This is a genomic window from Rubripirellula lacrimiformis (genome assembly GCF_007741535.1).
GTDB lineage: Bacteria > Planctomycetota > Planctomycetia > Pirellulales > Pirellulaceae > Rubripirellula > Rubripirellula lacrimiformis.
Genome location: NZ_CP036525.1, coordinates 415,800 through 440,050, shown reverse-complemented (window position 1 = coordinate 440,050; position 24,251 = coordinate 415,800). Strand labels below are relative to the sequence as shown.

Annotated in this window: 26 protein-coding genes; 11 read left to right on the top strand and 15 right to left on the bottom strand. The window is 55.6% G+C overall.

The genetic code is table 11. The features are described 5' to 3' along the window. Positions 1–113: 113 nt before the first annotated feature. The 6 genes from K227x_RS30160 to K227x_RS01540 form a co-directional block, all read right to left on the bottom strand. Positions 114–338, bottom strand: a complete 225-nt coding sequence (locus K227x_RS30160) for a ZIP family metal transporter (protein WP_218933688.1) — start codon at positions 336–338, stop codon at positions 114–116. A 426-nt stretch (positions 339–764) separates the two neighbouring features. After that, entirely contained in the window at positions 765–1,586 is an 822-nt protein-coding gene (locus K227x_RS01560; RefSeq protein WP_145167759.1) for an anti-sigma factor, read from the bottom strand. Then, positions 1,583–2,194 carry an RNA polymerase sigma factor gene (locus K227x_RS01555; protein WP_145167758.1) on the bottom strand — a complete coding sequence of 204 codons (612 nt, stop codon included), beginning with the start codon at positions 2,192–2,194 and terminating at the stop codon, positions 1,583–1,585. The genes K227x_RS01560 and K227x_RS01555 overlap by 4 nt, the downstream gene beginning before the upstream one ends. Positions 2,195–2,240: 46 nt before the next feature. Continuing rightward, positions 2,241–3,383 (bottom strand): fasciclin domain-containing protein, encoded by a 1,143-nt coding sequence (locus K227x_RS01550; RefSeq protein ID WP_145167757.1) that lies wholly within the window; start codon positions 3,381–3,383, stop codon positions 2,241–2,243. A 227-nt stretch (positions 3,384–3,610) separates the two neighbouring features. Beyond that, a complete protein-coding gene (locus K227x_RS01545) occupies positions 3,611–4,024 on the bottom strand; it encodes a hypothetical protein (RefSeq protein WP_145167756.1) in 414 nt (137 codons plus the stop codon). 319 nt (positions 4,025–4,343) lie between these two features. After that, positions 4,344–5,825: a vitamin K epoxide reductase family protein gene (locus K227x_RS01540; protein WP_246146434.1), complete on the bottom strand. Its 1,482-nt coding sequence runs from the start codon at positions 5,823–5,825 to the stop codon at positions 4,344–4,346. 440 nt (positions 5,826–6,265) lie between these two features. On the opposite strand from K227x_RS01540, the gene K227x_RS01535 reads away from it, so the two are divergent. Then, positions 6,266–6,940: a lipase family protein gene (locus K227x_RS01535; protein WP_145167754.1), complete on the top strand. Its 675-nt coding sequence runs from the start codon at positions 6,266–6,268 to the stop codon at positions 6,938–6,940. A gap of 441 nt (positions 6,941–7,381) precedes the next feature. Then, positions 7,382–8,251: an oxidoreductase gene (locus K227x_RS01530; protein ID WP_145167753.1), complete on the top strand. Its 870-nt coding sequence runs from the start codon at positions 7,382–7,384 to the stop codon at positions 8,249–8,251. 192 nt (positions 8,252–8,443) lie between these two features. Here K227x_RS01530 and K227x_RS01525 read toward each other — a convergent pair whose 3' ends face one another. The 3 genes from K227x_RS01525 to K227x_RS01515 are packed head-to-tail and all read right to left on the bottom strand — an operon-like array spanning position 8,444 to position 10,953. Beyond that, complete coding sequence (locus K227x_RS01525; RefSeq protein ID WP_145167752.1) at positions 8,444–9,415, bottom strand: CNNM domain-containing protein; 972 nt, start codon at positions 9,413–9,415, stop codon at positions 8,444–8,446. Between the two features lie 5 nt (positions 9,416–9,420). Next, positions 9,421–10,566 carry a PDZ domain-containing protein gene (locus K227x_RS01520; RefSeq protein WP_145167751.1) on the bottom strand — a complete coding sequence of 382 codons (1,146 nt, stop codon included), beginning with the start codon at positions 10,564–10,566 and terminating at the stop codon, positions 9,421–9,423. A 42-nt stretch (positions 10,567–10,608) separates the two neighbouring features. Next, entirely contained in the window at positions 10,609–10,953 is a 345-nt protein-coding gene (locus K227x_RS01515) for a DUF2267 domain-containing protein (RefSeq protein ID WP_145167750.1), read from the bottom strand. Positions 10,954–11,077: 124 nt separating this feature from the next. On the opposite strand from K227x_RS01515, the gene K227x_RS01510 reads away from it, so the two are divergent. Then, positions 11,078–11,704, top strand: a complete 627-nt coding sequence (locus tag K227x_RS01510) for a PAC2 family protein (RefSeq protein WP_218933686.1) — start codon at positions 11,078–11,080, stop codon at positions 11,702–11,704. 220 nt (positions 11,705–11,924) lie between these two features. On the opposite strand, the gene K227x_RS01505 is transcribed toward K227x_RS01510, so the two are convergent. The 4 genes from K227x_RS01505 to K227x_RS01495 form a co-directional block, all read right to left on the bottom strand. Beyond that, on the bottom strand, positions 11,925–12,347 hold the full coding sequence (locus K227x_RS01505; RefSeq protein WP_246146432.1) for an Hsp20/alpha crystallin family protein: 423 nt from the start codon (positions 12,345–12,347) through the stop codon (positions 11,925–11,927). A 194-nt stretch (positions 12,348–12,541) separates the two neighbouring features. Further along, positions 12,542–12,865, bottom strand: a complete 324-nt coding sequence (locus K227x_RS01500) for an Hsp20/alpha crystallin family protein (RefSeq protein WP_145167747.1) — start codon at positions 12,863–12,865, stop codon at positions 12,542–12,544. A 147-nt stretch (positions 12,866–13,012) separates the two neighbouring features. Continuing rightward, positions 13,013–13,159 carry a hypothetical protein gene (locus tag K227x_RS30155; RefSeq protein ID WP_218933685.1) on the bottom strand — a complete coding sequence of 49 codons (147 nt, stop codon included), beginning with the start codon at positions 13,157–13,159 and terminating at the stop codon, positions 13,013–13,015. A 406-nt stretch (positions 13,160–13,565) separates the two neighbouring features. After that, positions 13,566–15,197, bottom strand: a complete 1,632-nt coding sequence (locus tag K227x_RS01495) for an AMP-binding protein (RefSeq protein WP_145167746.1) — start codon at positions 15,195–15,197, stop codon at positions 13,566–13,568. Positions 15,198–15,918: 721 nt separating this feature from the next. On the opposite strand from K227x_RS01495, the gene K227x_RS01490 reads away from it, so the two are divergent. Next, on the top strand, positions 15,919–16,392 hold the full coding sequence (locus tag K227x_RS01490; RefSeq protein ID WP_145167745.1) for a CBS domain-containing protein: 474 nt from the start codon (positions 15,919–15,921) through the stop codon (positions 16,390–16,392). A gap of 701 nt (positions 16,393–17,093) precedes the next feature. Here the strand turns inward: K227x_RS01490 and K227x_RS01485 are convergent. Further along, positions 17,094–17,558, bottom strand: a complete 465-nt coding sequence (locus K227x_RS01485) for a CBS domain-containing protein (protein WP_246146431.1) — start codon at positions 17,556–17,558, stop codon at positions 17,094–17,096. Positions 17,559–18,187: 629 nt separating this feature from the next. On the opposite strand from K227x_RS01485, the gene K227x_RS01480 reads away from it, so the two are divergent. The 4 genes from K227x_RS01480 to K227x_RS01470 all read left to right on the top strand — a co-directional run bounded on the left by K227x_RS01480 (position 18,188) and on the right by K227x_RS01470 (position 20,835). Further along, the gene (locus K227x_RS01480; RefSeq protein ID WP_218933684.1) at positions 18,188–18,934 is read left to right on the top strand and encodes a ZIP family metal transporter; all 747 of its coding nucleotides are present in this window, start codon (positions 18,188–18,190) and stop codon (positions 18,932–18,934) included. A 64-nt stretch (positions 18,935–18,998) separates the two neighbouring features. After that, the gene (locus K227x_RS01475; protein WP_218933683.1) at positions 18,999–19,193 is read left to right on the top strand and encodes a hypothetical protein; all 195 of its coding nucleotides are present in this window, start codon (positions 18,999–19,001) and stop codon (positions 19,191–19,193) included. A gap of 18 nt (positions 19,194–19,211) precedes the next feature. Then, the gene (locus K227x_RS30150; protein ID WP_218933682.1) at positions 19,212–19,349 is read left to right on the top strand and encodes a hypothetical protein; all 138 of its coding nucleotides are present in this window, start codon (positions 19,212–19,214) and stop codon (positions 19,347–19,349) included. An 85-nt stretch (positions 19,350–19,434) separates the two neighbouring features. Continuing rightward, positions 19,435–20,835, top strand: a complete 1,401-nt coding sequence (locus tag K227x_RS01470; RefSeq protein ID WP_145167744.1) for a hypothetical protein — start codon at positions 19,435–19,437, stop codon at positions 20,833–20,835. Between the two features lie 159 nt (positions 20,836–20,994). Here K227x_RS01470 and K227x_RS01465 read toward each other — a convergent pair whose 3' ends face one another. Then, positions 20,995–21,240 (bottom strand): hypothetical protein, encoded by a 246-nt coding sequence (locus K227x_RS01465; protein ID WP_145167743.1) that lies wholly within the window; start codon positions 21,238–21,240, stop codon positions 20,995–20,997. Between the two features lie 504 nt (positions 21,241–21,744). Between K227x_RS01465 and K227x_RS01460 the strand changes: the two genes are divergently transcribed. The 3 genes from K227x_RS01460 (at position 21,745) to K227x_RS01450 (ending at position 24,216) form a co-directional block, all read left to right on the top strand. Then, positions 21,745–21,975, top strand: coding sequence for a hypothetical protein (locus tag K227x_RS01460; RefSeq protein ID WP_145167742.1), 231 nt, complete (start codon positions 21,745–21,747; stop codon positions 21,973–21,975). A 57-nt stretch (positions 21,976–22,032) separates the two neighbouring features. After that, complete coding sequence (locus K227x_RS01455) at positions 22,033–22,446, top strand: hypothetical protein (RefSeq protein WP_218933681.1); 414 nt, start codon at positions 22,033–22,035, stop codon at positions 22,444–22,446. Positions 22,447–22,728: 282 nt separating this feature from the next. Next, entirely contained in the window at positions 22,729–24,216 is a 1,488-nt protein-coding gene (locus tag K227x_RS01450) for an OprO/OprP family phosphate-selective porin (RefSeq protein WP_246146430.1), read from the top strand. Positions 24,217–24,251 lie beyond the last annotated feature (35 nt).

The window sequence follows — 24,251 nt, the reverse complement described above, 5'->3', positions numbered from 1 at the left end:
CAACGGATGGCATGTTCGCATTGCCAACGACGCCCAAAACCATCGGCCAATGACAACCGGATCTTCCGATTAGACTAGCATCCGCAGCCAACGTTTGCCGCCGCTGAAGTCCATTAGGATCCAACCAACATTTTCCCAACCAGCCCAAGCAGGAACCCAGCAACGGCCCCCAGAGCGGGAATCCAAGATCGATCGAGCTTTGATTGAGGAGCGATATCCTGGAATGTCAGGTACAGAATTCCGGCAGCGGAAAACAGCATCACCTTCGCCACCACGACCGGATAGGCAGAAAGCCAGAACAGCCCAGTCAAGCCAACGGTGGGGCCCAGCAGTGCCATCAGTGTAAAAGCAACAATGATTCGAGACGATGATATGCCCGCTCTTTCGCGAAGCTCGATCGCTGAATTGAAACCTTCCGGGACAATGCCCCTCCGCCGAACGCGACAACCAAATGCTGGAACTCGCTTCGAACCCGCGCGTTCTTTGTCCATTTCAAACTGGCCAGGAACGCTCCTAACGGCATCGCCAAGCCAGCGACCAACGTCAACAGTACGACCGTCAGCCAACTGTCCAGATTCATGTTTGCTCTGCTTCGACCATCGTGACGATTGTGCGCCGTGGCATTCTAGATCGCGGGATGCACCGCATCGGCCGACTACAAACCCAAGAACACCGCTAGATACGTTGACCGGGTCGCAACCTTTCGTCACTGGCACGCACCCGACACGCCCGGCCACTTTAGCGAACAATCGCGGGCACGGGGACTACCGTATCACAGACGCTAGTAGGGGCAGACGTTCTTGGGTTGAAACGACGACGCCGCCGGGTTTTTCGATCGTGATGGCGAACGCAGCCGGATCGATGACTTGCAGCTTGGCGTCGATTGGCACGATCACCTCGCCCGACTTTGTGACGTCGAACACGCCACCGTCGATCGGTTCGTCGTCACGGGCCGGATCGATGATCCACAATTGGTACTGTTCTTGGGACGGGTCGTTGATGGGCATGTCGACAAAACGCATGAACCCACTTTGCTGCGAATTGCTCCACACCACATCGCCCGATACCGGATTGTCGAATGGCGTGGTGCCTGGGGTCCAACTGATCTCCAGATGATCTTCGGACGTTTGCAGTTGCTGGCGTTGTTTTCCGAAGTCCATTGCTAAACCACCACCGCTTTGGCCCACACCGATTTCTGGTCCCCGGCTGACCCAAACGCCGATGGTGAGCAACAAGCACGCTGCCGCCGCCAACCACGCGATCTGCTCGCGCATGGAAACGCCCGGACGAACACTCCACTGCTGCCCCGGGTCAAGCGTCACGGTTGGTTGGGCGGGTATGTGCGCGGCGGCATCGCTTGCAATCTTTTGTCGCAGATGATCCGGCAGCCGGTCGGAATCTTTCGACGATAACGCCAAATGCAACGCCGACGCGGTCCGCATGAGATCGGCACCTGATTCGGGACGCCCTTGGGGGTAGTGATTGTCGAGCCGCTGCAGCTCGGCCGAATCGAGATCGCCCAGCGCTTCGCCAGCCAACAATTCGTCCCATTCCGATGGAGTCGGCGAGGATGATGATGAACTCATGATCGACTCCCTGTCGCGGTAACTCTTCCCGCCGCACCACCAGCCGCCAAGCGAGTCGCTTCGACAGCATCCGCGCTGCGTTGCATGCAGTCCCTTAACTGGATCAGGCCTCGGCGAGCGTAGGACTTGACCGTGCCCAAGGGCAACGAGAGCTTGCCAGCGATCAAGGTATGGGATGCTCCGTGATAGACCGTCATCGTCAGCACTTTCTGCTGAGTCGACGATAACTTGTCCAAGCATAGCTTGGCTTGATCCGCTTCTTCGCCGCGAACCATCACTTCTTCCGATCCGCTTTCCAAAGCCGTGTCGACTTGGTCGACAACGATCGATTCCATGACAGGTGCTTTCGACTGTTTCCTGCGACGATCGATCAACCTGCGTCGAGCGATCATCGCGACAAATGTCGATTCAGCCGCAACCGCCGGGTCAAAACGCCCGGCTTGTTGCCAAAGTTCCACAAAAATTTCCTGCACGGCGTCTTCGGCGTCGTCAACGTTCCCGATCCACCGCTTGGCCAACGACCAGATCAGACCACCGTAGCAATCTAAACAGTCGTCGACAGCGGAGCGATCGCCTGCCGCGATACGCATCAGAACCGATTCAGTCACGAGGTCATTTCCGGAGTGTGATCAAGCATTCAGAAGACACGAACGTCTACTTTGCCAATTGGACGTACATCTGATCGATTCCGCGACGCAAAGTCCACGCACGTGTCGTGGGGCATTGTTGCGAATCGGCCATCTGGATGACGCTGGTCATTTGGTGGTGAAGCGACGGTTCGACGTTGGCATTCATCAACCCGTGCAACGTCTCACTATAGATGTCTGCACAGGCCCCGTGGTGCCCAGCGTTGAACATTTGGGATCCCTGCACAATGGCACCATGCAGCACCTGTTGCACGCTAGCACCCTTTGCCGGCGGCATCAGCACCGAATCGATCACGTGGATCACACCATTGGAACTGTCGATGTCGGTCGATACCAACCCCGCGTCGTTGATCATCGCACCGGAATCGCCCACCTTGATTGCAATCGACGACCGTTGCAAAGTTTTGGCTGTCTTGGCTGCCACCGCATCGCCTGAATAGACGCGTCCTGCGACGACGTGGTAGGTCAAGATGTCGACCAGTTTCTGCTTGTTTTCTGGCTTCAACAGCGACTCGACCGTTCCGGCTGGCAGTTTGGCGAACGCTTCGTCCGTCGGTGCGAACACGGTGAACGGACCATCGCCGGACAGTGTTTCGGCCAATCCGGCTGCCTTAACCGCAGCGACAAGTGTGTTGAACGAACCGGCCCCGACCGCAGTCTGGACAATGTTCTTGTCCGCGGGCAAGATCACAGAATCGATGACGTGGATCACACCATTGTCACAATCGATGTCCGTCTTCACCACGGTCGCACCATCGACCATGACGGTGGAACCGTCGACCTTGATGTCGATCTGCTGACCTTGGACAGACTTCGCTCCGGTCAGAGACACGACATCGGCTGCCATCACCTTTCCTGGCACGACGTGGTAGGTCAGGATTGCGGCAAGCTTCGCTTTGTTCTCGGGCTTCAGCAGTGACTCGACCGTGCCTGCGGGCAACTTTTTGAAAGCGGCATCGGTGGGTGCAAAGACGGTCAGCGGACCATCTCCCTTCAACGTGTCGACCAAACCCGCTGCTTTGGCGGCCGCGACCAATGTTTGGAAGGAACCGGCCCCCACCGCGGTGTCGACGATGTCGGCGGCATTTGTGTTCACCACAGAGAAAGCGGCGATCGCTGCGGTCAGGCAATAACGCTTGAAAGTCTTCATGTTTCTTGTGCTCTATCGTTGGAATCGAAATACGAACCTTCGCCCGGATGAACGAAGGGACTGGCCGAGTCGAATACGTATTCGTGGATGCGAGTCCAACGGATGCAAGAATTTGAAATCTTTTTCCAGAAACGCATTTCCCGATAGAGAAGAACCGATTGCCGATCACCGCACGTCAAGAATCGACGCTATGCAGACCTACCCAATCCGCCTGAAAAATGATTCGGTTAGTGCGGCAGCAATTTCGCGATCCGGTTGTGATCGCAGTTCGCCGGTGCGTCACTGCAACTAACTCCCCCCAACAGACCGAAGACAAAATCGCCGTCGGCGTGCCGATGTTCCAAGGTGAATCGCATACCACCACGGGGCAATGCACTGGTTTGTTGCGCCGATAATTGCAGCCGCCATAGGCCGCCGGGCTGAAAGTTGCACGTATGGGAATCGGTGACTTCCAGCACGACCAGCTGGTCAATGGTCTGGCTGTAGACCCGAAACCTGGGTTGCTGCCCTGCCCAGTTGATGCTGTTGCGACTGGTGTCCACCAAGTGGAAGGTGACGTCCAAGGGCTGGCCCGGTTGGACTCGGAACCAACAATGACAAGCACGGGTCGTACCCGGCAACCGTTTGACGAGAATGGTCATGAGAGAGGTCGCTTGAATTAGGTTCGGGCCGAGGCAATGAAGGACTGCCTAACGACTGAGCACCAAGATGCTTTGGCAGCTAAATCGCAAAACACGTGCCACACCTGCACCGCCCCATCCAGCAGGATGACCGATGTTGGAAACACGGTTATTTCGCCTATCACGACACTTCGTTTCCCATGGAAGCCAACTGCAAAGTGCAATTTTTCTGGGCAACCTGCCCGTCGCAAATGCAGGCCCAGATGAGGACAGACCGAACCCCTCGATAGCTGCCCGTGAACACGATCTCGTAAAACCGCGGAATTGGATCACCGCAGCGTTAACGCACCAAGTTCTGTTCAATCAAGCGGATCATCGCATCCGTCGATTCGACGGCACCAACCGCGGTCGTTCGGGGGAACAACAGCTTGGGGATCTGGCCTGAACCAGCCTTTTGGTACAGCTGAACGTGTCGCTGCACATAATCACTCGGCAGCGGACCGCGAAGCACGGCATCCAGCTTCTGGCTGTCGACCATCGTCTTCGCCTTCCCAAGGGCCTGGGCGTACCCAGGTTTGGAATCAAACAGGTAGTGATGGAATTCGCCGAACTGTTCCCGGTCAGTCGCCCAGACTGCGATCGACAGTTTCGCAAGATCGCACGCATCTGCATGGGCTGGGTTGGTCGATCGGACGGTCGGATTGCACTTGCCATCGAGCGGAACGGGCAGCGTGATCACAGCCAACCGGTCACCGTACTTTTGCTCGGCTCCTTTCAGCGACGCGTGCGTCCGTTGGCAATGCGGACAGGTGTAGTCGAACATCTCCACGACCACCAACTCGGCATTGGGATCGCCCACCAATGGCCACGAATCTGTCGCAAGTTTGACTCCACCAAGAATCACCACGGAACTCTTTTCGCTCGGTGAATCAACCTGAACTTCCGATACCAAGATGCTGGACGGGTTCATGAACACCGACGACAACCGGATCACCTGCTGTGGATTCCAGCGCTGGTTCATGTTGTCAAGCGATGTTTGCAATTGCGCCGACGCAGGAGGCTGGAACAAGGTGGCGTCATCGTTGTCTGCATCCGTCACTGTCGATGTGGATCCCTGGACAGCCGACGACTGCGGATACTGGATCACTTCAAACGTCTGCGGTTCATCGGCACGGATTTGCAATGTGGCGAGGACGGCGAGTGAAACAACGGCGGCAGAACCGATCCCCGTCATCGCTTGCCTACTGACTGGGTGTTGCCATAGGAAAACGGCTGCCAGGGTTAGTCCGGCGGTGTGCGCAACCAAACAATAAGGACACAGGTGTTGGATCACAAAGATCTGCAAACCGATGAACCAAATTGCGGCGGCCCCGGCGGCCAGCGATGCCAACCCAATGCCCGTCATCCGCAGGCGGCGGTACAGGCTTGCAGGATGGTGCCCCTTCGAGTCTTGTCCCGCCGGATGTCGAGAGCCCGAAACAGGGCGAATCAGCAACAGAGTGATCAACGTCAAGTGAGTCGCGATCGCTGGGATGCTGACAGGAACCGACAACACGCTGGACCAACGGGTGTGCAGCACATGGCTGCAATCAAACAGACTGCCACCGCTGCACCCAGCCACGGGGCTCGAAGTCAGGGACGACCATGCGAGGTAGGTGCTGGTGGCTAACGCGATCCCACTGGCCACAAACATGGTCCACCAAACCGCCGGGGGCAGGGACGACGACTCCGCCCGAGATGCGTTTACACGCGAGGTCCGGTTCGTATTCGGTCTAGCAAAGAAACCGTCATGGAAAGGATGACGCATATCAACACTGGACATTGGAAGAACTCCTACGAGAACCGGGACCGCGATCGGGATGCGAAAACAAGATGCAACCGATCCCTGAAAGCAGCTCGCATGCCAAACGGCCGCATTCCCCCAAAAGCCCGTAAACCGCCAGCAAAAAGAGTCCCCGAGGACTCAAAACGTCCAACATGGTCTGCCACCAACCACCCCAGTGATTTGAACCAATCAATAGACGTCCAGCGGGGTGCGCCGCAGTCGCCCACGAATAGATGAACAATGAAGTCGCACATCCGGTTGCAAATCCGGGTCGGTACAATGCTGTCGAAAACCGTGAGTTTCCATTCACTGCAAACCCAGTTTGGGGGGAGCAACGATTTTGCGAAGATTGCTTCAGGTCCTTTCATTCCCCCTTGGCTCCGTTCACGTTTGACAAGCATTCGGTTGCAATCTCGAATACCTTTCGTGATCCGTGCGTGACATTGTCGCGCAAGTACCAGGAATGGATCGATGCCAGGATCGAACACGACGGCAGTTCAACACTTCGCGCCCACAATCCCGATATGCAAGCGATTCCAGAAAAGATTCTCCTGATCCCCGGCTTGCTTGAGCCTCGATTGCTCTTTTTGCCCTTGAAACTTTCGCTATCCAAGCACGTGGATCATGTGGAATGTTGGCGCGATCGAATTGTCTTTCGTGATTTGGAAACGAGCATCAATCGTTTAGCGGAGGCAATCGCGGGGAAAGTGGCTGAACAAGGTGCGATCGCCATCGTCACGCATAGTTTCGGAGACTGGATCGCACGAGCCGCGATTGCAATGTCTCGCCAGCATCGGGTGACCGCGATGGTTTCGTTGGCGCCAGCGATGCGTGCTGGTTTCTTCCCGAGTCTGCTGTTTGGGTTATCGGGAAATTTGATTCCGGAGATCAAGGTCCTGATGAACCGCGATAGTGCATCGGCCAACCTTGATTGCGACGACCGCGTTCGTCGTTTGGTGATTTGGTCACGATTTGATGAAAGCCTGCGCTCGGTTCCGCTCGATGGCATCTCCAACCTGCAGGTGCAACGGGTCTGGGCAACGCACTTTTCGATCCCTTGGCAACCCAATGTGCTTCACCTTGTGCAGAACTACTTGCTCCATGAAACATGAAATGGATCGATCCATCGAATCGATATCTATCGCCGCAACAGCCGTTAGCACCAGCGTGACTCGGTGTAGCGTCACAGGTTCTAGGTGAAGCGGCCGTGCCAAACGAGTGTTGCTGGACGAGTGATCCCCATCGGCTCGTTTGACGCAGCGAGGTCCGCCATCGGCAGCAGTCGTCCGAAGCCTGCGTTGTTGTTCGTTGAAATCGCCGGACAACTTCGCGGTCCTTCCCATCAATGGCATCGAAGTTGCGTTTGATGTGTGATTCGAAAAGCGGGTGCTGACGATTTCAATGAACCAATGCGTTTCGCCGTGAACGGTTCACTGGACAAACTGCTGAACATCCACCGCGACAGGTTGCTATCGGCGGTCTGTGTTGTTTCGCTGTTTGACGCTTAGCATCGCGAAAGCCTCATCTTACCCGGACTCACAGGGAAACGGATCATGACCAGATCGCACGCTGAAACGTTTGACAAGCCCGTTTGGATTGTGACAGGTTGTTCAACAGGATTCGGACATTCCACCGCAAAATATCTTTTGCAGCACGGTTATCGCGTCGTTGTAACCGCGCGCAACCCCGACGATGTACAGGATTTAGCTCAAATGGGTAACGCCTTTGTACAACGGCTTGACGTTACCGATCGGGCGCAAGCGGAATCGGCAGTTCGTGAAGCGGAGCATCATTTTGGGTGCATTGACGTGCTGATGAACAACGCCGGGGTCGGCTACTTCGGGGCGATCGAAGAAAGTGAAGAACAGCAGATCCGCCAGATGTTTGATATCAACTTTTTTGGCCTGTGCCGTATGACACACCTTACGTTGCCAAGGATGCGAAAACGGCGCAGCGGTACGATCGTGAATGTTTCCTCCATTGGCGGTTTGCGTTCGTTTCCATCGGTCGGCTATTACAACGCGACAAAGTTTGCCGTGGAAGGTTTCTCCGAAGCGTTATGGCAAGAGGTCGAACCGCTGGGCATCAAAGTCATGCTTGTCGAACCGAGCGGATTTCGCACCGATTGGGCGGGTCGTTCGGCAAACGAGACCCAAAATAAGATCGACGATTACGAAGCTACCGTCAGAAAGACACAGCAGCAAATCCGAGACAGCTCGGGACATCAACCAGGCGACCCAGATCTCGCCGCCGAAGCGATCGTCAAGGCGGTTGAGTCCGCACATCCGCCGCATCGTTTGCTGCTGGGCAATGCCGCCTACGACGGAGCAGTCTCGAAACTGGATGAACTTCGTGCAGAGTTTCAGCAGTGGGAATCGATTTCGCGTAGCGTGGATGCGCCGCAAGAAATATCGAGCGACTAAAACTTTCCAAGCGATTGAAATGACGGTCCGACGCTTACGTCCCGATCGGATCATGCCGAGATCGCAATTCGAGACGGGGTCGCTACGACATCTTGGAAGCGGCCTCCCAATCGGCTCCACAATTGAAAAAAGCATCCGATGGCCGTGATCCGAACAATCCAGGTCTCCAAAGCGTTCGACGAATCGGCTCCACTACGACGAAACATCCTTCTCATCTTCGATTTCGCCGACGAGTTCTTCCAGCACATCCTCCAACGTGACCACGCCCAATGTCTCTTGGTTGTCCTGAACGACGGCTAGGTGCATGTGTTGATCGCGAAATCGCAACAATAGATCATCACTGCGATCTGCTGCGTCGACGATCATCGGCTTCACTGCCAGCTGCCGCACTTTCTGCGTTGACTTGCCATGAAGGATCGCCTTGAGCAGATCGCGACTAAGCAAAGTTCCTTGGACATCGTCGATCGTATCGCCAAAAACTGGATAGCGTGAAAACTCGCTACGCTCGACTTCCGTTGCTGCTTGCGATACCGAAGCCGACGCGGCGATCGCCCGGACTTTGTCGATCGGCGTCATGATGTCACTCGCAGTGCGATCGTTGAGCGCAAATGCACGATGGATTAATTGATGTTCATCCGTTTCAATGTGGCCTGCTTGGTGGCCGATTCGCACCAGCGATCGAATTTGCGGTTCGGTACCGATTTTTCGGTTTCCGGGCGTCAACCGATTGGTCAACCAGGCCAGTGGAACGACCAATGGAAACAGCACACGTTCGCCGAACAGTATGGCGGGAGCAGAGAATCGGGCAACGAGCGGTGCATAGTGATTGCCGATCGCTTTGGGAAGTATTTCCGAGAAGACAATCGTTCCCAATGTCAAAACGACCGTGATAACGACCACGCCAGTCGACGAAAACAGCCTAAACGCTTGATGGCTAACGATCACGGGGCCAAGAACATTGATCGTATTGGTTACGATCACAATCACTACCACGGATTCCCGCAAGCGAAACTTGATGTCCCGCAAACGTTCGGCACCGTAGCGCTGTTGCTGAACCAGTTCGTCAACTTCTGGTCGCGTTACGCTCAGAACTGCCGCATCGACCGCAGCCATCAGACCAGACAGAGCGAAAAACGCGACGACGACCAGAATCAACACGATCATGCAAATTACCGATAGTAGTACTGAAACCCAAATGGCCCAACGTAGACTTGCACACCGGGTTGACCATCACGTTGATAGAACTGGCGATACGCCGGAGCCCCTCGGTAGTAGCTAGAGTAGGGAGCCGGGCGTGGACGACCGCCATACCAGTAGCCGTCATTCGGGCGATACGGATACGAATATCGATAAGCAGGCCGATGCCGGTAGACTGGCCCATGGTCGGAGCGGCGCCCCGTGTGGTAGTCAACGAACTGGAAACTGGCGTCGCTGGCATCCATGCGTGACGCGTCACGCGGCTGGGGCTGGGCCGATTCCGATGGCGTCGAATCAGTGTCCTCGTCCAGATCCATGATGTCCTCGCCTTCATCGATGATCGCCTCTCGCAGTTCTTCCAATTGGCGACGCAGTTCTGACATTTCCGCACGCCATGACTGCGGTGGTGCGAACGAACCGGGCACTCGATCATCTAGCTCAGCAACGGGCATGCGGAAACTGAAGATGGGTGGTGCCGATGCGCCAGCGCCTAGTTGAACCTCACGCTGATTGTCGGTGTCACCCGCCAAGGTCAAAGTGATGCTATCGCCCGATTTACGAGACTCAATCGCATCGACTAAATCCTTCGCTGAATCGATTTTTGTTTCGTTGATCGCCACGATCACATCACCCGGCTTCAACTGGGCAGTAGCCGCTGGGCTGCCGGGAATCACTTGGCTGATCTTGGCACCGATCGTTCCATTGGCCTCTAGCGTCACGCCCAAATAGGCGTCACCCGCACGATGAGCGGTACGACTTGCCGTCGCCAAGACAACTTTCTTATCCGATTCTTGGCCTTCATGCCAAACGGTGGCAAGCACCTCGGTCCCCGGCTTATGCGTCCGAATCGCGGCAACCAAATCGGCCGGTTTTTCGATCGGCTGACCATTGATCGCCATCAAATAGTCCCCAGGCCGAATGCCGCCATGGTCGGCCGGCCCATCGATTACAACAACAGCCACGTGAACGCCAACTCCAGGGCTGTCGGTGACTTCGATCCCGAATCTAGCGTACTCGTGATCGCCAACCGGCTGAACGACTGCGTCTTGCCCGTATGACAACGCGGTGAGAAGGCAGGGCAAAATACAAAACGTTGCGAGAATGCATTTGGTCCACATAGGTCGAGCTCCTTTAACGGAAGGATGCGAGAACGAAGATCTTTACAGTTTTGGAAACAGTTCACGTAGCGGCTTGGGAATGATGGCTTGGATGTCGTCCATTTCTCGTTTGCCGACATGAGACGCGACCATCTTCAGAACGGCGCGCGTCAATTTTTCTGGGTCCACGCTTTGATCGTCCGGGAACGCTTCGCAGACATGCCCCAAGAACGCTTCTTTGGACCGATGTTTGACGGGTATTTGGTCGGGCTGCCAGCCTTCGTAGAACATGCCGCGAATCAACATCGGCAACTGCGCGGCGAAGTCAGCAGTCTCGTGGATGGTCAATCGGTCGCGCAGGGCGTGCAGTACCGCGCACATCCCATGATAGGTCATTGTGCCAGTCATGATCGGGTTCTCCGGAAGCGTGATGGAAACGACAGATTTGACAATGCAATTCGCGGACCATCATGGATGCGATCGCCCCGCACGGGCGCGAGGTTTGCACCGCTGGACGTACGGAGGATTCAAAATGACAGACTCACCACAACTCGATCGCCCATGGTTAATCGCAGTGTGGCCCGGCATGGGACACGTTGCCTTGAGTGCCGGATATTATTTGATGTCTAAACTGGGCATGAACCAATTTGCCCAACTGACGCCCGGCCAACTTTTCGACGTCGACACAGCCATCGTGAAAGAAGGTCTGATCCAAAGTCCGCATCGACCGCACAGCCGGCTATTTGCATGGAAGGCACCGCCGGGCGGCCGCGACGTGATCGTATTCATCGGTGAATCGCAGCCGCAGTTCGGCAAACTGGCGTTCTGTGAACGATTGATCGACTTTGCCCGCGATCAGGGCGTCGAGCGACTGTTCACGTTCGCCGCGATGGCAACCGAGATGCAACCGGGCAGCGAGGCTCGCGTTTTTGCTGCCGCGACGCAGCAACCAGTACTCGATGCCATGGCCAATTTTGACGTACAGATCCTTGACGATGGTCACATCGGAGGACTCAATTGGAACCAGAGTCAGACGAGGGTGAAGAGACGACGGGCGAAGATTCGCAGTTGGCTTCACAGCTTTCACCAGAAACCGAACAGCGCATCGAATCGTTGTTCCAAATCGCCAGCAAAGATCGTAGCCGAGCGTTTGAGTTAAAGAGTGAACTCTACCGATTGGGCGTATTCGATCAGTACGAAAACCGTTTCTTGGACCTATTCAAGACACCGTAGATGGTGAAAGACTTCTCAACATCCCAACAAACCCGATGCGTAAGCAAGGAACGAGTCAGGAAAAAGATCCTCGCATACGCGTCGGGTTGATCTCTTTTCAATCCAAGATCGGGTGAACCGAACGAACAGAATCGCAGGGCCCTTCGCTACTTCGCTTGCACGGTAATTCTTTTCGACTTAGCCTCTTCGCCCTTTGGCAAATGGACTTCAAGGACTCCGTTCTTGTAGCTAGCTTCGATCTTGTCGGCCTCGATCCCAGTCGGCACACTCATCGCTCGGTAGAACTTCCCATAGCTACTGAAGTGACCGTTGCTATCGCCGGTTGATTCTTGCTCGGACTTATGTTCGGCCTGCATGACCAAGCGACCGGCTGAAAGCCGCACGTCGATTTCGTCAGGCTCAAAGCCGGGTGCTTCAGCGCGCACGACGATTTCGCTTTCCGCATCCTGTACATCGCAGCCCCAGCCGCGATTCCAGGCATCGTCGAAATCGCCACTCCATATTCTTCCCAGCATGCGGTCGAAGTTGGCGCGGAACTGTGCAAGTTCATTCTTGGGATCGACTCCCATCAGTTCGGAGTCGCTTTGTTGTTTCCTGGGGATCAAATTCTTGAACATCGTTTGGATTCCTAAGATTGGAAGGATGAAGTAAGTAAACCGGCGGCCATCGCCGCTGGTGTCGCATTGGTGCGTCGTCGTAGTGAACCTGCGGCTAGGCGCCGCCGAATCTACCTGCCTGGTTTGTCGCGACAGACCGACTGGAACTAAACCGCCTTGACGGCGATTCGCTTAGGCTTGGCGGCTTCGGCCTTGGGCAAATGCACGACCAAGACACCGTTATGCACTTCCGCATTGATCGCGTCGGCGTCGATCGATTCGCCGATCGTGAAGGCACGTCGAAAATCACCGACGCCATATTCCCGCCGCAGCACTTGCATGGTTGCATTGCGTGGCTCCACTCGGCCGGCAATGACAAGCTGCTCGTTCTCGTAGCGAATATCCAAATCGTCTTGCATGACGCCTGGCAAGTCGCCGTAGAGAGTCAGTTCGTTCTCGCTTTCGGTGATGTCAAACCGGGGTTGAAACAACGGTGTTTGACGAGTGGGTTCCGGCGTGCCTTGCGCGGCCGCAGGCTGGGCAAGTGTGGTTTATGCCATGATTAGGATCCTTGATCTTGTGAAAGTTGATTGAATGAAGTGAAGGGACTTGAGTCCAATTCCGACCGCGATTTTTTGCTAGCCTGCAGCAACCTGGATTCGCCGCAGATTGATCGCCGGGAATGCTTGTGGGCCAGCAAGCGAACCGTTGCCACGACCAAACAGTTGATCCATTTCGCTTTGCAACCGGTTGAGCTCACGCGGCCATGTGAATTGAAACGCCATTTGATTCTCCTTCAGAATTTGCTTCGTAGCGGAAGTCACCATGACTTTCGGCGGAGGTGTGACACGTCAGCTGATGAGTCACCATGGCGCCAACGATTTGCAACTCCTGTACCAAATTCGTTCTTCACTCGGTTGCTTCCATCGCAACCGTCGACATCGCGACCTGCGTCATCCCTAGGGGGAAAGGGTTCCAAATGCGTTGGACGTCACCGCGCTGAAGTCGGTGATCGACCGCCTGTCTTTCATAGCACGCAGGAATGATGGGGTAGAAACTCATTCGTCGTTGGGGCATCATTCCGTTGATGACGCATCGGTCCGTTCACGACGCCGCGTGAAAGCCGGACTGATTTCCTAAAATGCCAGCGACTGAAAACCGATCCCCGTTGCAAACAATCCTACCTCGATGTCAGAGGTTTCCTGATTCAAGATTGTGCGATGCAACAGCGTCAACTTTCCGTTGCAAGGCGATACGGTTCAACGCTCCAAGATCAAGCTTTCCCAAGTTGGTCATTGGAATTTCGTAGACTTCGATGAAATCAATGGGCTTTGGAATCCAGACCGCCGGCAAATCATTGGTATCCAAAAGTCTTTTAACAATGTCGGTTGCTGAAGTGTCCCCCCAAGGCACATGGATCACGATCAAACGTTCACCCTTGTGTGCATCGGGGATCGCCGTCACAGCGACATGCCGTTGCTGATCGGATGGATCGTTGCCCAGCAAAGTTTCGATCGCATTCTCCACCGTTGCATGAGGCACCATTTCGCCCCCGATCTTTGAAAAGCGTTTTTTGCGTCCGGTGATCGTGATGAATCCATCGGCGTCCAGCTTTGCAAAGTCGCCGGTGTCATACCATCCATCACAAATCACTTCATCCGTTTTGTCCGGCAAATTCAAATATCCCAACATCACGTTTGCACCGCGTACGAGCAGCAACCCCTGTTCACCAATGCCCACTTCGGCGCGCGATTCGGGATCAACGACACGGACTTGCACACCCGGCGCGGGGCGTCCAACGGATCCTGGCCTGTCGTTGACTTGCAAAGGTGAAAGCGTACGATGCGCCGGAACATTCACCGACGCCCACGGCGACAGCTCCGTCGTTCCATAGCCCTCCACTGGCGTGGCGCCGAACTTTTCGGAAAACGATTTCGCCAGACTCGCTTCGAGACGTTCGGCACCGACGATCGCTAGATCCAACTCAGCAAAATCTTCCGGTTGGCATCTTCGCAAATACAGCTTCAGAAACGTCGGTGTCGAGAACAGAACGGTCACATGATATTTCTTGGCCAACTGACCAATCGCTTTCGTTCCGAAGGGATCGACGTGGTACACCACCGTCATGTTCAACCCGAACGGCAACCACAGCGCCGCTGAGTAACCGAAGGCGTGAAAGAACGGCAGAATCCCGAGCACGACGTCGTCCTTGCGAACGCGATAGAGCTGACGAATGGCGTCGGTGCTAGCCGCCAGATTGCCGTGCGATAGCATCACACCTTTGGGGTCAGCGGTTGTGCCAGAAGTGAACAGGACCGCCATCAAGTCATCTTTTTGGGTGCGATGGAGTCCTAGCATCCGATCGAGTAGAAAGCTCGGCAGCCCATAGGCGGCAAGCCCGCAAACGAGCTTGTCGCGCCAAGTTGCCTGCAGAGACAAGTCTTCGATGCAGACCAGTTTCGCCGAAAGTTCAAACGGTCGCCGTTTGAGAAATTTTCGGCTGGTTAGGACGTGCGAAATCGCGCACGCGCGCAGGCACGTTTCGACACACTCGCTGGTAAACGTGTAGTTCAGGTTGACCACGGCCTTGTTCGACAAACCGATGCCGACATTCGCTAGCACCGCGCCTACCGATGGCGGCAACAGCACGCCGATCATCGCATCGTTGTTGTTGACCACACCTGAGCGCATCAGCATCCGGCGTGTGACCAACGCCGCGGTTAACAAACGTCCCCCTGATAAGTCCATTCCTGTCGAATCAGCCGCCTGACGTCGAAACAGTCGCGATCGGCAAGTACGAATGAAGTTTTGCAGAGGAAACATGGCCTATTCCAGTGCCGCCTGGCACGGTTGTGATACGCGTTCGATTCATCACCCCAGCAGTCTCTCGCACCCCTTGTAGCAAAAACGCTCGCTCATGCGTCGCCACCACATCTTACAGGTGCATCACTTCGTTCCCTCTGTTTCAGTTCCGACACTCGTCAACCCAAATATCAAATTTTGACACGGCACTCGATTTGAATGGGGGTCACGTAAACAGTACGAAGCAAACTGTGTTCCGTTCCTGTCCCAGGCATGGGAATCAGCAGCATCGCCACGAGTCCGCTAAGGCACGTAGTTTGCTTCTGACATCTCGCTTTGACGTGATCGGTGAAGTGGATCCCCGATCGACCAAGCGGGCGGCGGTTCCGGTGGATGTCGTCTACCGACTGGCAGAAGCAATCAACGAAGGCATCAGCCCTATTCGCCAGCGGCCTCCGTATTCGAGGCATCAACAAGGCCCGTGATGCGGCGGTTGGTTCGTGGGACTGCGACGGCAACGCCCAGCGACGCGATGCGAGTTTCTTGCCAAGCTGATCACGAAGGGCACGATTGGCACAAACGGTGCATTAGCACCACCAGCATCGTTAGATCAAACCGGCCGGCAAACCGGCACTGGTTCATTGAGACGTTTTCCAAGCAGTGGACGAGGTAACAAGCCATCTAGACCAGATGCGTTACCAGCACCAGTACAAATCATTTTCCCATTTGCCGAGTGACAACCATGGCTACCACAACTGCCCAATCACCACTTCTAGCCAGCAGCGTGATGCAGCGAGATGTCGTCACCCTGCTTGAGTCCGATACGATCCAGGACGCCGTGGACAAACTGACCGAGAACCATGTGTCGGCGATCCCCATCGTCACCGTAGATGGACAGCTCGTGGGAGTCCTTACAGTCTCTGATCTGCTGCGATTGGTTCAAGACGCTGAACAATCGCTCGAGGATCGGATGACGATCTACGAGAACTGTTTTTGGCTTACCGAGCTGATTCGAGACCAACTTGGCAACGATGAAGTCACCACGGCGATGTCTGGATCGCCGGTCACGGCTAGACCGAATGATCCCTTGCAGCGGGTCGCCAAGTTAATGCTAGATCATCACGTGCATCACATTCCGATCACGGACGCCGACGAACACCTGGTGGGCATAATTTCATCGTTCGACTTCGTCCGACTCGCTACGAATGCCGTGTGAATCGCCGTAGCTGATCGCATCAACGTGACGACAATTGATGCAAAGCATTTCTTTAGACACTTGCGCGAGTAACCGGACTGTTGCGTTCGCCGTTGACGGATGTTCAGAATCATTTCGCAATACCGGATTCAGCCGCCAAACCGACGGTCAGAAATTCTGGCGAACCCCATGACGACGCAGGTCGATCGCTGCCAGGACGGACTCCTGCCTCGTCCACCACGAATTCCATTTTCCGTGCGTTGCTTAGCCGTTCTGGATCAAATGCCCTGCTGATTTCGTGAGCCGCGACGCGTCAGTGGCTGGGCATTGCCGTTGAAAGTTCGATTTAATCAGCAAGCTGCTAGCGATGGTTCCCACGTTCAACCGGGACTCAAGTCCAAACGACGAATCCGGCCCCCCCAACCATTCCTGTCTATCCGCCTAGCTGCGGTGATTGCACCCAATTCCGCCTGAAGAGAGTGTCCAACTTACGGCACTCTCCGAGAGGCGGAAGCGTCACGTCGGTAGCCTCGGCCACCAGCATTTGGCATCCCCCAAAGACCATCTCGGCAATCGCTAACCGTGGTTCCCGCCACGGCAAAGAACTGCCGCCGCGCCGCGGCGAAGCTGGACGATCTCTGAGGGCGGTTCTACCAACAGAACCATTGCTGACGTGTACCATCGAACGATTGAATCCGAATCAGCCGTGTCACGCACGGTGTTCAATGCCCCATGATGAACCGGTGATTCATGATTTGGTGTATATCCACTGGGAACCGCTCGCGGTCGCGGGCACGAATCCAATCGCGATAGTAGTTGTCAACGGCTTTCAGCACGTCGCTACGACTAACAATACCGACCAAGTTCCCATCCTGGACGACCGGCAAATGATGGAAACGATGGCTGGTGAAGATCGAGGTCAGCGTGAACAGGTCGGTTTCCGAACTAACGCAGGTAGGGTGCCTACGCATGATTGTCTCGGCCGTCTGTGGCGGACTGGGATTGCCGTAAAACAGTTCGTTCCCGACATGTTCCAAGCAGTCCCCTTCTGACACGAAGCCAAGCAGGCGGCATGCACCGTCCTGGTCGTCGACGACGGGCGTGCTGGCGAGTTTATGTTCCAGCAAGAAACTGATGATATCAGCAAGTTGCATCTTTGGCCCGATCGTCTGAACTTTGGAAGTCATGATGTTCGAGGCGAGCGGCATTGGCTGCGTGTGCACGGCGGTCTCCGAAGTTAGTAGATCTCAAGCATCAGCCAACACACAGCAAACGATGCGCCAGCGTTCGCTGACGGCCATTGACCAATAGCGCTCGCAGCAGCGCGCTCCCATCGGTGCAAATGTTCCATTTCGTCACATTCGATTTTTCGCCAACGGCAAGAAACCATTCGGCCTGCCGTCGCGTGACACTAGCCTACAGACCAGCAGCTTGACCGACATTGCCTCCCAAAACTCGCAGTGGCACGGGGAATGCGTGGCAAGCCAGTCATGGATAGCCAGGACGAAATCGCCACAAAACCGAAACGCACCCACTGGATCAACGGATGGACGGTTGCCCAGGTGGGGTTCGCCTTCTGTTTCTCTTCTGTGGTGTTGGCCGCAGACCCGGAACCGCCGTCGCTGGCGCCACAAAGGTTGTGCTGTTTCATGTTAATCAAGACCTGTCGAACCGTATCGAGTGACCTTGGCAAGCGCAAAGGGCGACCGACCGAAAACGGGAACCCTTCGCGTAAGCAGATCGAATGCGGTGCGGGACGTGTCACTGCTGGAAACAGATTAACGGACTCGATCGTCAAGCCCCGGCAGTTACCTTTATGACCATTCTCGCTTGGATCATCACCAGCGGGATTTTGATGAGCTGCATTGCCTTGGTCGGCGCGGTCACGCTGCTGATGACGCAGTCGGCGCTCGACAAAATCCTGCTGCCACTTGTGGCGTTTGCGGCCGGATCGTTGATTGGTGGTGCGGTATTGCACATGCTGCCGGCAGCCGTCACGGCGACGAACAATGATTTTTCGCTGTACCTTTGGCTACTTGCTGGATTCATGTGTTTTTTTGCGTTGGAACAGTTCCTGAACTGGCACCACAGCCACTCCAGCGACCCCAAGTCAGTCGACCGACAACCGCTCACCTACATGATCCTTATTGCCGATGCTCTCCACAACTTCATCGGTGGCATGTCAGTAGCCGCCAGCTTTCTGATCAGCGTCCCACTAGGCATCACGGCGTGGCTGGCTGCTGCGGCACACGAAGTCCCCCAAGAGCTTGGTGATTTCGGAGTGCTGGTCCACGGTGGATGGGACTCGCGTAAAGCGTTGCTCTTCAACTTCCTATCGGCATGGACGTTTTTGCTAGGTGGTTTGATCGCGTATCTGGCCGCGGACCATATCGAAGTGGTGTTTTTAGTGCCGTTTGCCGCGGGCAACTTCATCTATATCGCAGCGGCCGACCTGATTCCGGAGATCAAAAAAAGTAACGAAGTCAAACGCAACCTCATTCACTTCCTCGCCTTCAGTCTCGGGATCGGATTGCTGCTAGCGGTTCGCTGGCTGGCGGAATAGACGGGCACACGCTTTGCTGTGGGGATTTCGCGTGGCATCCAGACCTCAATCAGGGACCAGCACGATGAAGACGATCGACTTGGAAACTCAACATCACGATATGGTCCAGCATCCGCTCCATGCGCTCGGCGTACATGACCGCCGGATACCCGATGCGATGCTGCGGGTGCCTCGCGAACGGTTCTTGCCAGAGGACATGCAAGAGTTCGTTTACGGAGACTCGCCTTTGCCGATCGCGGTGGGGCAAACCGTTTCGTAGCCCACCATCGTCACTTTCATGATCGAGACGCTGGCACTGAAGGGCAGCGATCCCACCAGCCAACAACGGTTCGTATTATGCGGTGCACCGATACACGGTTCAAAAGCGAAGACATTGCCGACGTACGATTCAGAGCGTCTGAACGGGACGGTTTAGCGGACACCTATCCCTTTAGACTCTAGCACAGCGGTCACCACATCAAACGAACGTATAAATCGCGTCACCATCTCGGACACTTGGCATGAACCGATTCTCGTCTTCTACACAGATCGCAATTCCAATCATTGCGATGATGCTGGCGACGGCGGCGACAGCCAATGCCGATCCGCCGATCGACCAGCACTTCCATGCGAATGAATTGGTTGAATCGATTGAGGTTTTCGTGCAAACTCAAGTCGATGGTCAAACGATTTCCGAACCGGTGGCGTTAGACTTGGGATTGGGTTTTCCACTGTGGTTGCATCCGCTGGGTCGCGACCCAGCACAATTCGCTCCGTTTGGCGCGTCACCAACGCACGCTTCGGTCAGCGAGGTCATCGCACCGGGCGAACCTGCGACATTTACGTTTTCATCCGATACCGATTCGGGCGCTGACGCACTGCGAAGTTGCACCGCAATGCTAGCCGACGTCCGCCTTTCGGATATCTCACGTGTCGGACTCTGTGCCGATGGTCGTAGCGATTGGGTGTTGGATTCGATCAAGATTGCCATCAACGGAAAGCCGTTTGTCTCGCGGACGGGATTAAATTCGCACATTCAGGACGAACAGGCACTTGCCCAAGTACGTCTGAGCGAGTTACGCAGCGGGACGATTCCTATCATCGAAGAAGCACAGTCACTCGAAGAACTGGTTCGCAGTGGACTGGCGACTGACGACGAAGAACAGCGACTGCGTGACATCGCTGAAACCCTGGTTCCAATGCTGCAAGAGCAGAATCGAATCGAGCGTCAACTTGCCGGCAACTATCCATGGTTTTTGCTTGGAGACTTCCAATCGCCGTGGCGGAACGGGCACCCTATCAGTTCGATGACGGTGACGTTGGTCGCTGCGGCACACACCGGCGCCAATACGCACAACTTTCTTTACTATCAAACCGGTGGCCGAAAATATTCGCTGACTTCGCCCACCCAACCGCTGGATTCTGATGTTCGTCCACAAGTGTTTCCGATCGACTTGATTGGTGGACCAGCGACGGCGGCAGATTTGCGAGGGCATTCCATCGGTATGCTGGGCGATCCCGCACCATCAAACAGTGTTCCCGATCGGGCGCACGTGTCACGGATGATCGTTGAAGTCGATGGCCGCGTGGTTTACGACAGTGAAAAAAACGAACTCGATCGCTTGTCACTGGAAGCTGTGCGTCTGATCCCCCCAGCCCATGTCGACGCGACGGGCGATATGGTGCGCAATTCGCCGATCGCCCGCGAAGCGTTCGTATGGCATGCGGGCAGTGCGATGGGGTTGGATCTAGTCGGTGGCGGCGCAGCAGCCCTTCCGGCACCCACCGACAAAACCTGGCCTGCGCCAGAGCAGGGGCTGACGCACGAAGATTCGTCAGAAGCGGTCACGGATCCCGGAGAAGATACCGGTGCGTTCGATCTGTTTCCAGGCGAGTCGTTTGACGTTCCTGGCGGACTTTAAGACAGCCAACGGTGGAACGGGTTTCCTGGCCGCCAAACCTCTTGCGCCGCATCGTTGGCTTGGCCGAGTCGATAGGTGGTCACACTTTGAACGCAGTGGGATGGTGGCTGTCAGCGGCAAAAACCCGGCGATGTCCGCATGCATCAAATTCGCAACCAACTAGATTCCACGTTCCATCCACAACTGCCCGTGATAGCTTCGATTCAAAAGCGATTGCTTGCCGTCTTGCCCTTTGCGTATCGCTTCGATAACGAGCACCAACAGATTCACTCGGACGCTTAACGACGCGGTTCGCGTTTGAATCATTGCTTTCATCACCTTCTCTGACGACATCCCCCAGTTTTCGTATTGGACATTTTCCGGTCCGCAATACGCAACGACAGAGACGCGAGATCGGAATCCCATTAGGCGGCTTGACTGGTTGGAACATTCGACCGTTTCGATCGACAACAACGCAAGCAGCAAACGCGCGCCTGTGCGTAAATGGCATGCCATGGCGTACGCGACGGGCACACACCGACCGACTTGCGTAAGCAGCCAGCCAACAATCATCCGTTGACTAGCCGCACTGACAAACGCTGCGAAGCAATTGACATGCGATAAACCTCCCGAAGGCTGAATGAAGTCATCCCCAAACATCACAGCTTCGGTGTGTCGGTGCGAGTTCGGATGACAGTCCCTTCAAATTCAGTTTACCGCCGAAGCACGTCGCGAGTTGCCAAGGCGATCGACTGTAAATGTTGCGATCGCAATGGGAATCGGCTTCTTCAAGCCACCTTCGGTACGAAACATGCTAACAGGTGGTATCGACGCTTCGAATCGCAGTGCCCCCAATCGCCGAGAAGGTTTCGACGATCGCTGGGCGCCAGTGAAAGCGATCAACCGGAAAACGCACGAAAGGAGACTGGAATGAAACACTTCTCTGCGGCGATCGTGTTGTGCATCGGCTCGCTCGTACTGACCGGATGCAACGAAACGGCAAGTCCGACATCAGCGCAAGCGCCAGCAACCGACGCGGCGGATCACCAACAGGCAATGAAACCGGCAATCGAAGAGTCGGCCAATTCGTCGAACACCGACTCGGCGACTCACGAATCTCCGTTGACAGCGGAAGACAAACCTGAAGAGGTCAAGCCTTAGTGCTGAACCGATTCCATAAACTCACTTTCGATCTACGTTAGGAAAGAAATCAATCTGATGAAGAAAATTGCAATGGCGATAGCACTGTCGTTCGTGACCTTCGCGTGCAGCAACAGTGCCGATGCGGGCTGGGGCAGCAGCGGCGGAAGTTCGGGCGGAAGTAGCGGCGGGTATGTAGCCAGAAGTTACGGCAGCAGCGGCGGAAGCTCGGGCGGAAGCAGCGGTGGTTACGTTTCCAGACGTTACGGGAGCAGCGGCGGCAGTTCGGGAGGCGTCGTGTCGCGGGTTCGCACTCGCATCGTCGCGCGTCGCGTAAGCCATGGCAGTTCCGGTGGAAGTAGCGGCGACAGCTCGGGTGGATACATCAGCGGCTACCGCAGCTATGGCGGCAGCAATGGCGTATATTACCGTGCTCGCAGCTATGGCTCATCGGGCGGAAGCCGTGGTGGATCATCTGGTGGAAGCTGGTAATTTGCAGCCACCGAAAGAAGTCTCACTCGGTGGTCTCCACCGAGATGCTTGGACCATTGCCTCGCACGGTAATCGAACGCGTTTCATCGTCTCCGATTTCGCGAATCGTCGAATCCACGTCGATCCTTAAGACTCAACGCAGCGAACGTTTCGCTCTGATGAACGGCGAGCTTCACCTGGACACCCGATCAATTCAGCAAATCTTTCGCAATTGGGGCAACCCGACCTTCCCGAAGAGTCGATGACCACGATAACGCTCCCTTGTTCAGGTCAGTTATCTCGATGGGTTTCCACTTTCGCCATTCAAGCGTTCGCTGCTTTGCAGTTGTGGCGTTGGCTGTGGTGGCGCCGTGGCCCCTGCCCAACATTTGGGCACAAACAGGTCAGCGGCCCGCCGAGCCTGCGGTGGCGTTATCGGATCAGACAGCAACCGACAGCGAAGCGAGCCTGTCCGACGCGATGACGCGGATCGGCGAACTCGAAGCAATCGTTGCCAGTCTGCAGTCACAACCATCTTCTGTACCGGCGCAGACGACGTCCACGGTTGATCCATCACTGTTTCAACTCGTCCCAAAATCGGAATCGCCAACTCACTACAGCGTTTACGATTCTGGCTGGACTTGGCGTCCGTCCAACAAGGACGAGTCGCCTTTCGAGCTAACCGTCGGGCTGCACAATCAATTTCGCTATACGGGTTTCAGTCGAGACGAGGCGACGTCGATCGACTCCGCGGGAAACGTTCGCGAGATCAACAACCGGAACGACTTCAACATCAACCGTGGACGACTAGTCTTTTCTGGATACGCGTTCGACGAAGACCTGAGTTTCTATTCGAACATTGACTACAGCACGGTCACCTCCAATCCCATTCAACTGTTGTTGGGCTGGATATCGTTCCGGATTTCGGATCGTTTGTCGGTCTCCATGGGCCTCGGCAAGTTGCCAGGGACATGGGAATGGACCGAAACGTCTCGCTATACCCTCGGCGCCGACCGGACCATGGCAACAACCTACTTTCGGCCATCGATTACCGCTGGCATGTGGGCGACGGGCAAACTAACGGACGATATCTCTTATCACGCTCTGGTAGGCAACGGGTTCAACACGCTATCGCTGCAAGCATCCGAACTGGACACCCAGCTGGCCTACTCCGCACTCTCGTGGTGGGAGCCCTTGGGTGATTTCGGCCGTGGCTTCTCTGATATCGAAGACCACCCGTCGCTGGCGGTGCGACTGGGACACGGGTTGACCCAAACCAGCAATCTGAGCACCAGTAGCGCACAACCAGGAGCCGAACAAACAGTCGTTCGAATCAGTGACGGAACGCGGCTGGTCGAACCCGATGCGTTGGCCCCCGGGGTGACGGTCAATGCGTTTGACATCTGGCTGTATTCAGCTCATCTGGGAATCAAACGACAGGGGCTCAGCCTCAGCAGTGAAGTGTTCCTACGATGGCTGCGAAATATCGAGGGCAACACCGGAACCAGGCTGCCATCGCTGTTCGACCATGGCTTCTTCGTCCAAGCAGGCGCCTTCGTGATCCCACAAACTCTAGAACTGTTCGCCAGGGGATCACAAGTGGTGGGCCAGTTCGGCAGCGGTGACGAGATTTCCGCCGGATTCAATTGGTACCTGTTCAACCAGCGATCGGCACGGTTCACGTTCGACGTCACATCGATTGATGATTCGCCGGCACAACAATCGCGGACCGGCTACGTTGCTGGGGAAAGTGGCACGTTGTTCCGGTCCCAATTGTGGACTTTCTTTTAGTCCAAACGTTAACACCGAATGGTCTCAAAGGCCAC

What these genes read in the sequence shown, in the direction of transcription:
- K227x_RS30160 (WP_218933688.1), bottom strand. Translation starts at nt 338, where the DNA reads ATGGCACTGCTGGGCCCCACCGTTGGCTTGACTGGGCTGTTCTGGCTT.
- K227x_RS01560 (WP_145167759.1), bottom strand. Translation starts at nt 1,586, where the DNA reads ATGAGTTCATCATCATCCTCGCCGACTCCATCGGAATGGGACGAATTG.
- K227x_RS01550 (WP_145167757.1), bottom strand. Translation starts at nt 3,383, where the DNA reads ATGAAGACTTTCAAGCGTTATTGCCTGACCGCAGCGATCGCCGCTTTC.
- K227x_RS01545 (WP_145167756.1), bottom strand. Translation starts at nt 4,024, where the DNA reads ATGACCATTCTCGTCAAACGGTTGCCGGGTACGACCCGTGCTTGTCAT.
- K227x_RS01540 (WP_246146434.1), bottom strand. Translation starts at nt 5,825, where the DNA reads ATGTCCAGTGTTGATATGCGTCATCCTTTCCATGACGGTTTCTTTGCT.
- K227x_RS01530 (WP_145167753.1), top strand. Translation starts at nt 7,382, where the DNA reads ATGACCAGATCGCACGCTGAAACGTTTGACAAGCCCGTTTGGATTGTG.
- K227x_RS01525 (WP_145167752.1), bottom strand. Translation starts at nt 9,415, where the DNA reads ATGATCGTGTTGATTCTGGTCGTCGTCGCGTTTTTCGCTCTGTCTGGT.
- K227x_RS01520 (WP_145167751.1), bottom strand. Translation starts at nt 10,566, where the DNA reads ATGTGGACCAAATGCATTCTCGCAACGTTTTGTATTTTGCCCTGCCTT.
- K227x_RS01515 (WP_145167750.1), bottom strand. Translation starts at nt 10,953, where the DNA reads ATGACTGGCACAATGACCTATCATGGGATGTGCGCGGTACTGCACGCC.
- K227x_RS01510 (WP_218933686.1), top strand. Translation starts at nt 11,078, where the DNA reads ATGACAGACTCACCACAACTCGATCGCCCATGGTTAATCGCAGTGTGG.
- K227x_RS01505 (WP_246146432.1), bottom strand. Translation starts at nt 12,347, where the DNA reads ATGGGAGTCGATCCCAAGAATGAACTTGCACAGTTCCGCGCCAACTTC.
- K227x_RS30155 (WP_218933685.1), bottom strand. Translation starts at nt 13,159, where the DNA reads ATGGCGTTTCAATTCACATGGCCGCGTGAGCTCAACCGGTTGCAAAGC.
- K227x_RS01495 (WP_145167746.1), bottom strand. Translation starts at nt 15,197, where the DNA reads ATGTTTCCTCTGCAAAACTTCATTCGTACTTGCCGATCGCGACTGTTT.
- K227x_RS01490 (WP_145167745.1), top strand. Translation starts at nt 15,919, where the DNA reads ATGGCTACCACAACTGCCCAATCACCACTTCTAGCCAGCAGCGTGATG.
- K227x_RS01485 (WP_246146431.1), bottom strand. Translation starts at nt 17,558, where the DNA reads ATGACTTCCAAAGTTCAGACGATCGGGCCAAAGATGCAACTTGCTGAT.
- K227x_RS01480 (WP_218933684.1), top strand. Translation starts at nt 18,188, where the DNA reads ATGACCATTCTCGCTTGGATCATCACCAGCGGGATTTTGATGAGCTGC.
- K227x_RS01475 (WP_218933683.1), top strand. Translation starts at nt 18,999, where the DNA reads ATGAAGACGATCGACTTGGAAACTCAACATCACGATATGGTCCAGCAT.
- K227x_RS30150 (WP_218933682.1), top strand. Translation starts at nt 19,212, where the DNA reads ATGATCGAGACGCTGGCACTGAAGGGCAGCGATCCCACCAGCCAACAA.
- K227x_RS01470 (WP_145167744.1), top strand. Translation starts at nt 19,435, where the DNA reads ATGAACCGATTCTCGTCTTCTACACAGATCGCAATTCCAATCATTGCG.
- K227x_RS01465 (WP_145167743.1), bottom strand. Translation starts at nt 21,240, where the DNA reads ATGGGATTCCGATCTCGCGTCTCTGTCGTTGCGTATTGCGGACCGGAA.
- K227x_RS01460 (WP_145167742.1), top strand. Translation starts at nt 21,745, where the DNA reads ATGAAACACTTCTCTGCGGCGATCGTGTTGTGCATCGGCTCGCTCGTA.
- K227x_RS01455 (WP_218933681.1), top strand. Translation starts at nt 22,033, where the DNA reads ATGAAGAAAATTGCAATGGCGATAGCACTGTCGTTCGTGACCTTCGCG.
- K227x_RS01450 (WP_246146430.1), top strand. Translation starts at nt 22,729, where the DNA reads ATGGGTTTCCACTTTCGCCATTCAAGCGTTCGCTGCTTTGCAGTTGTG.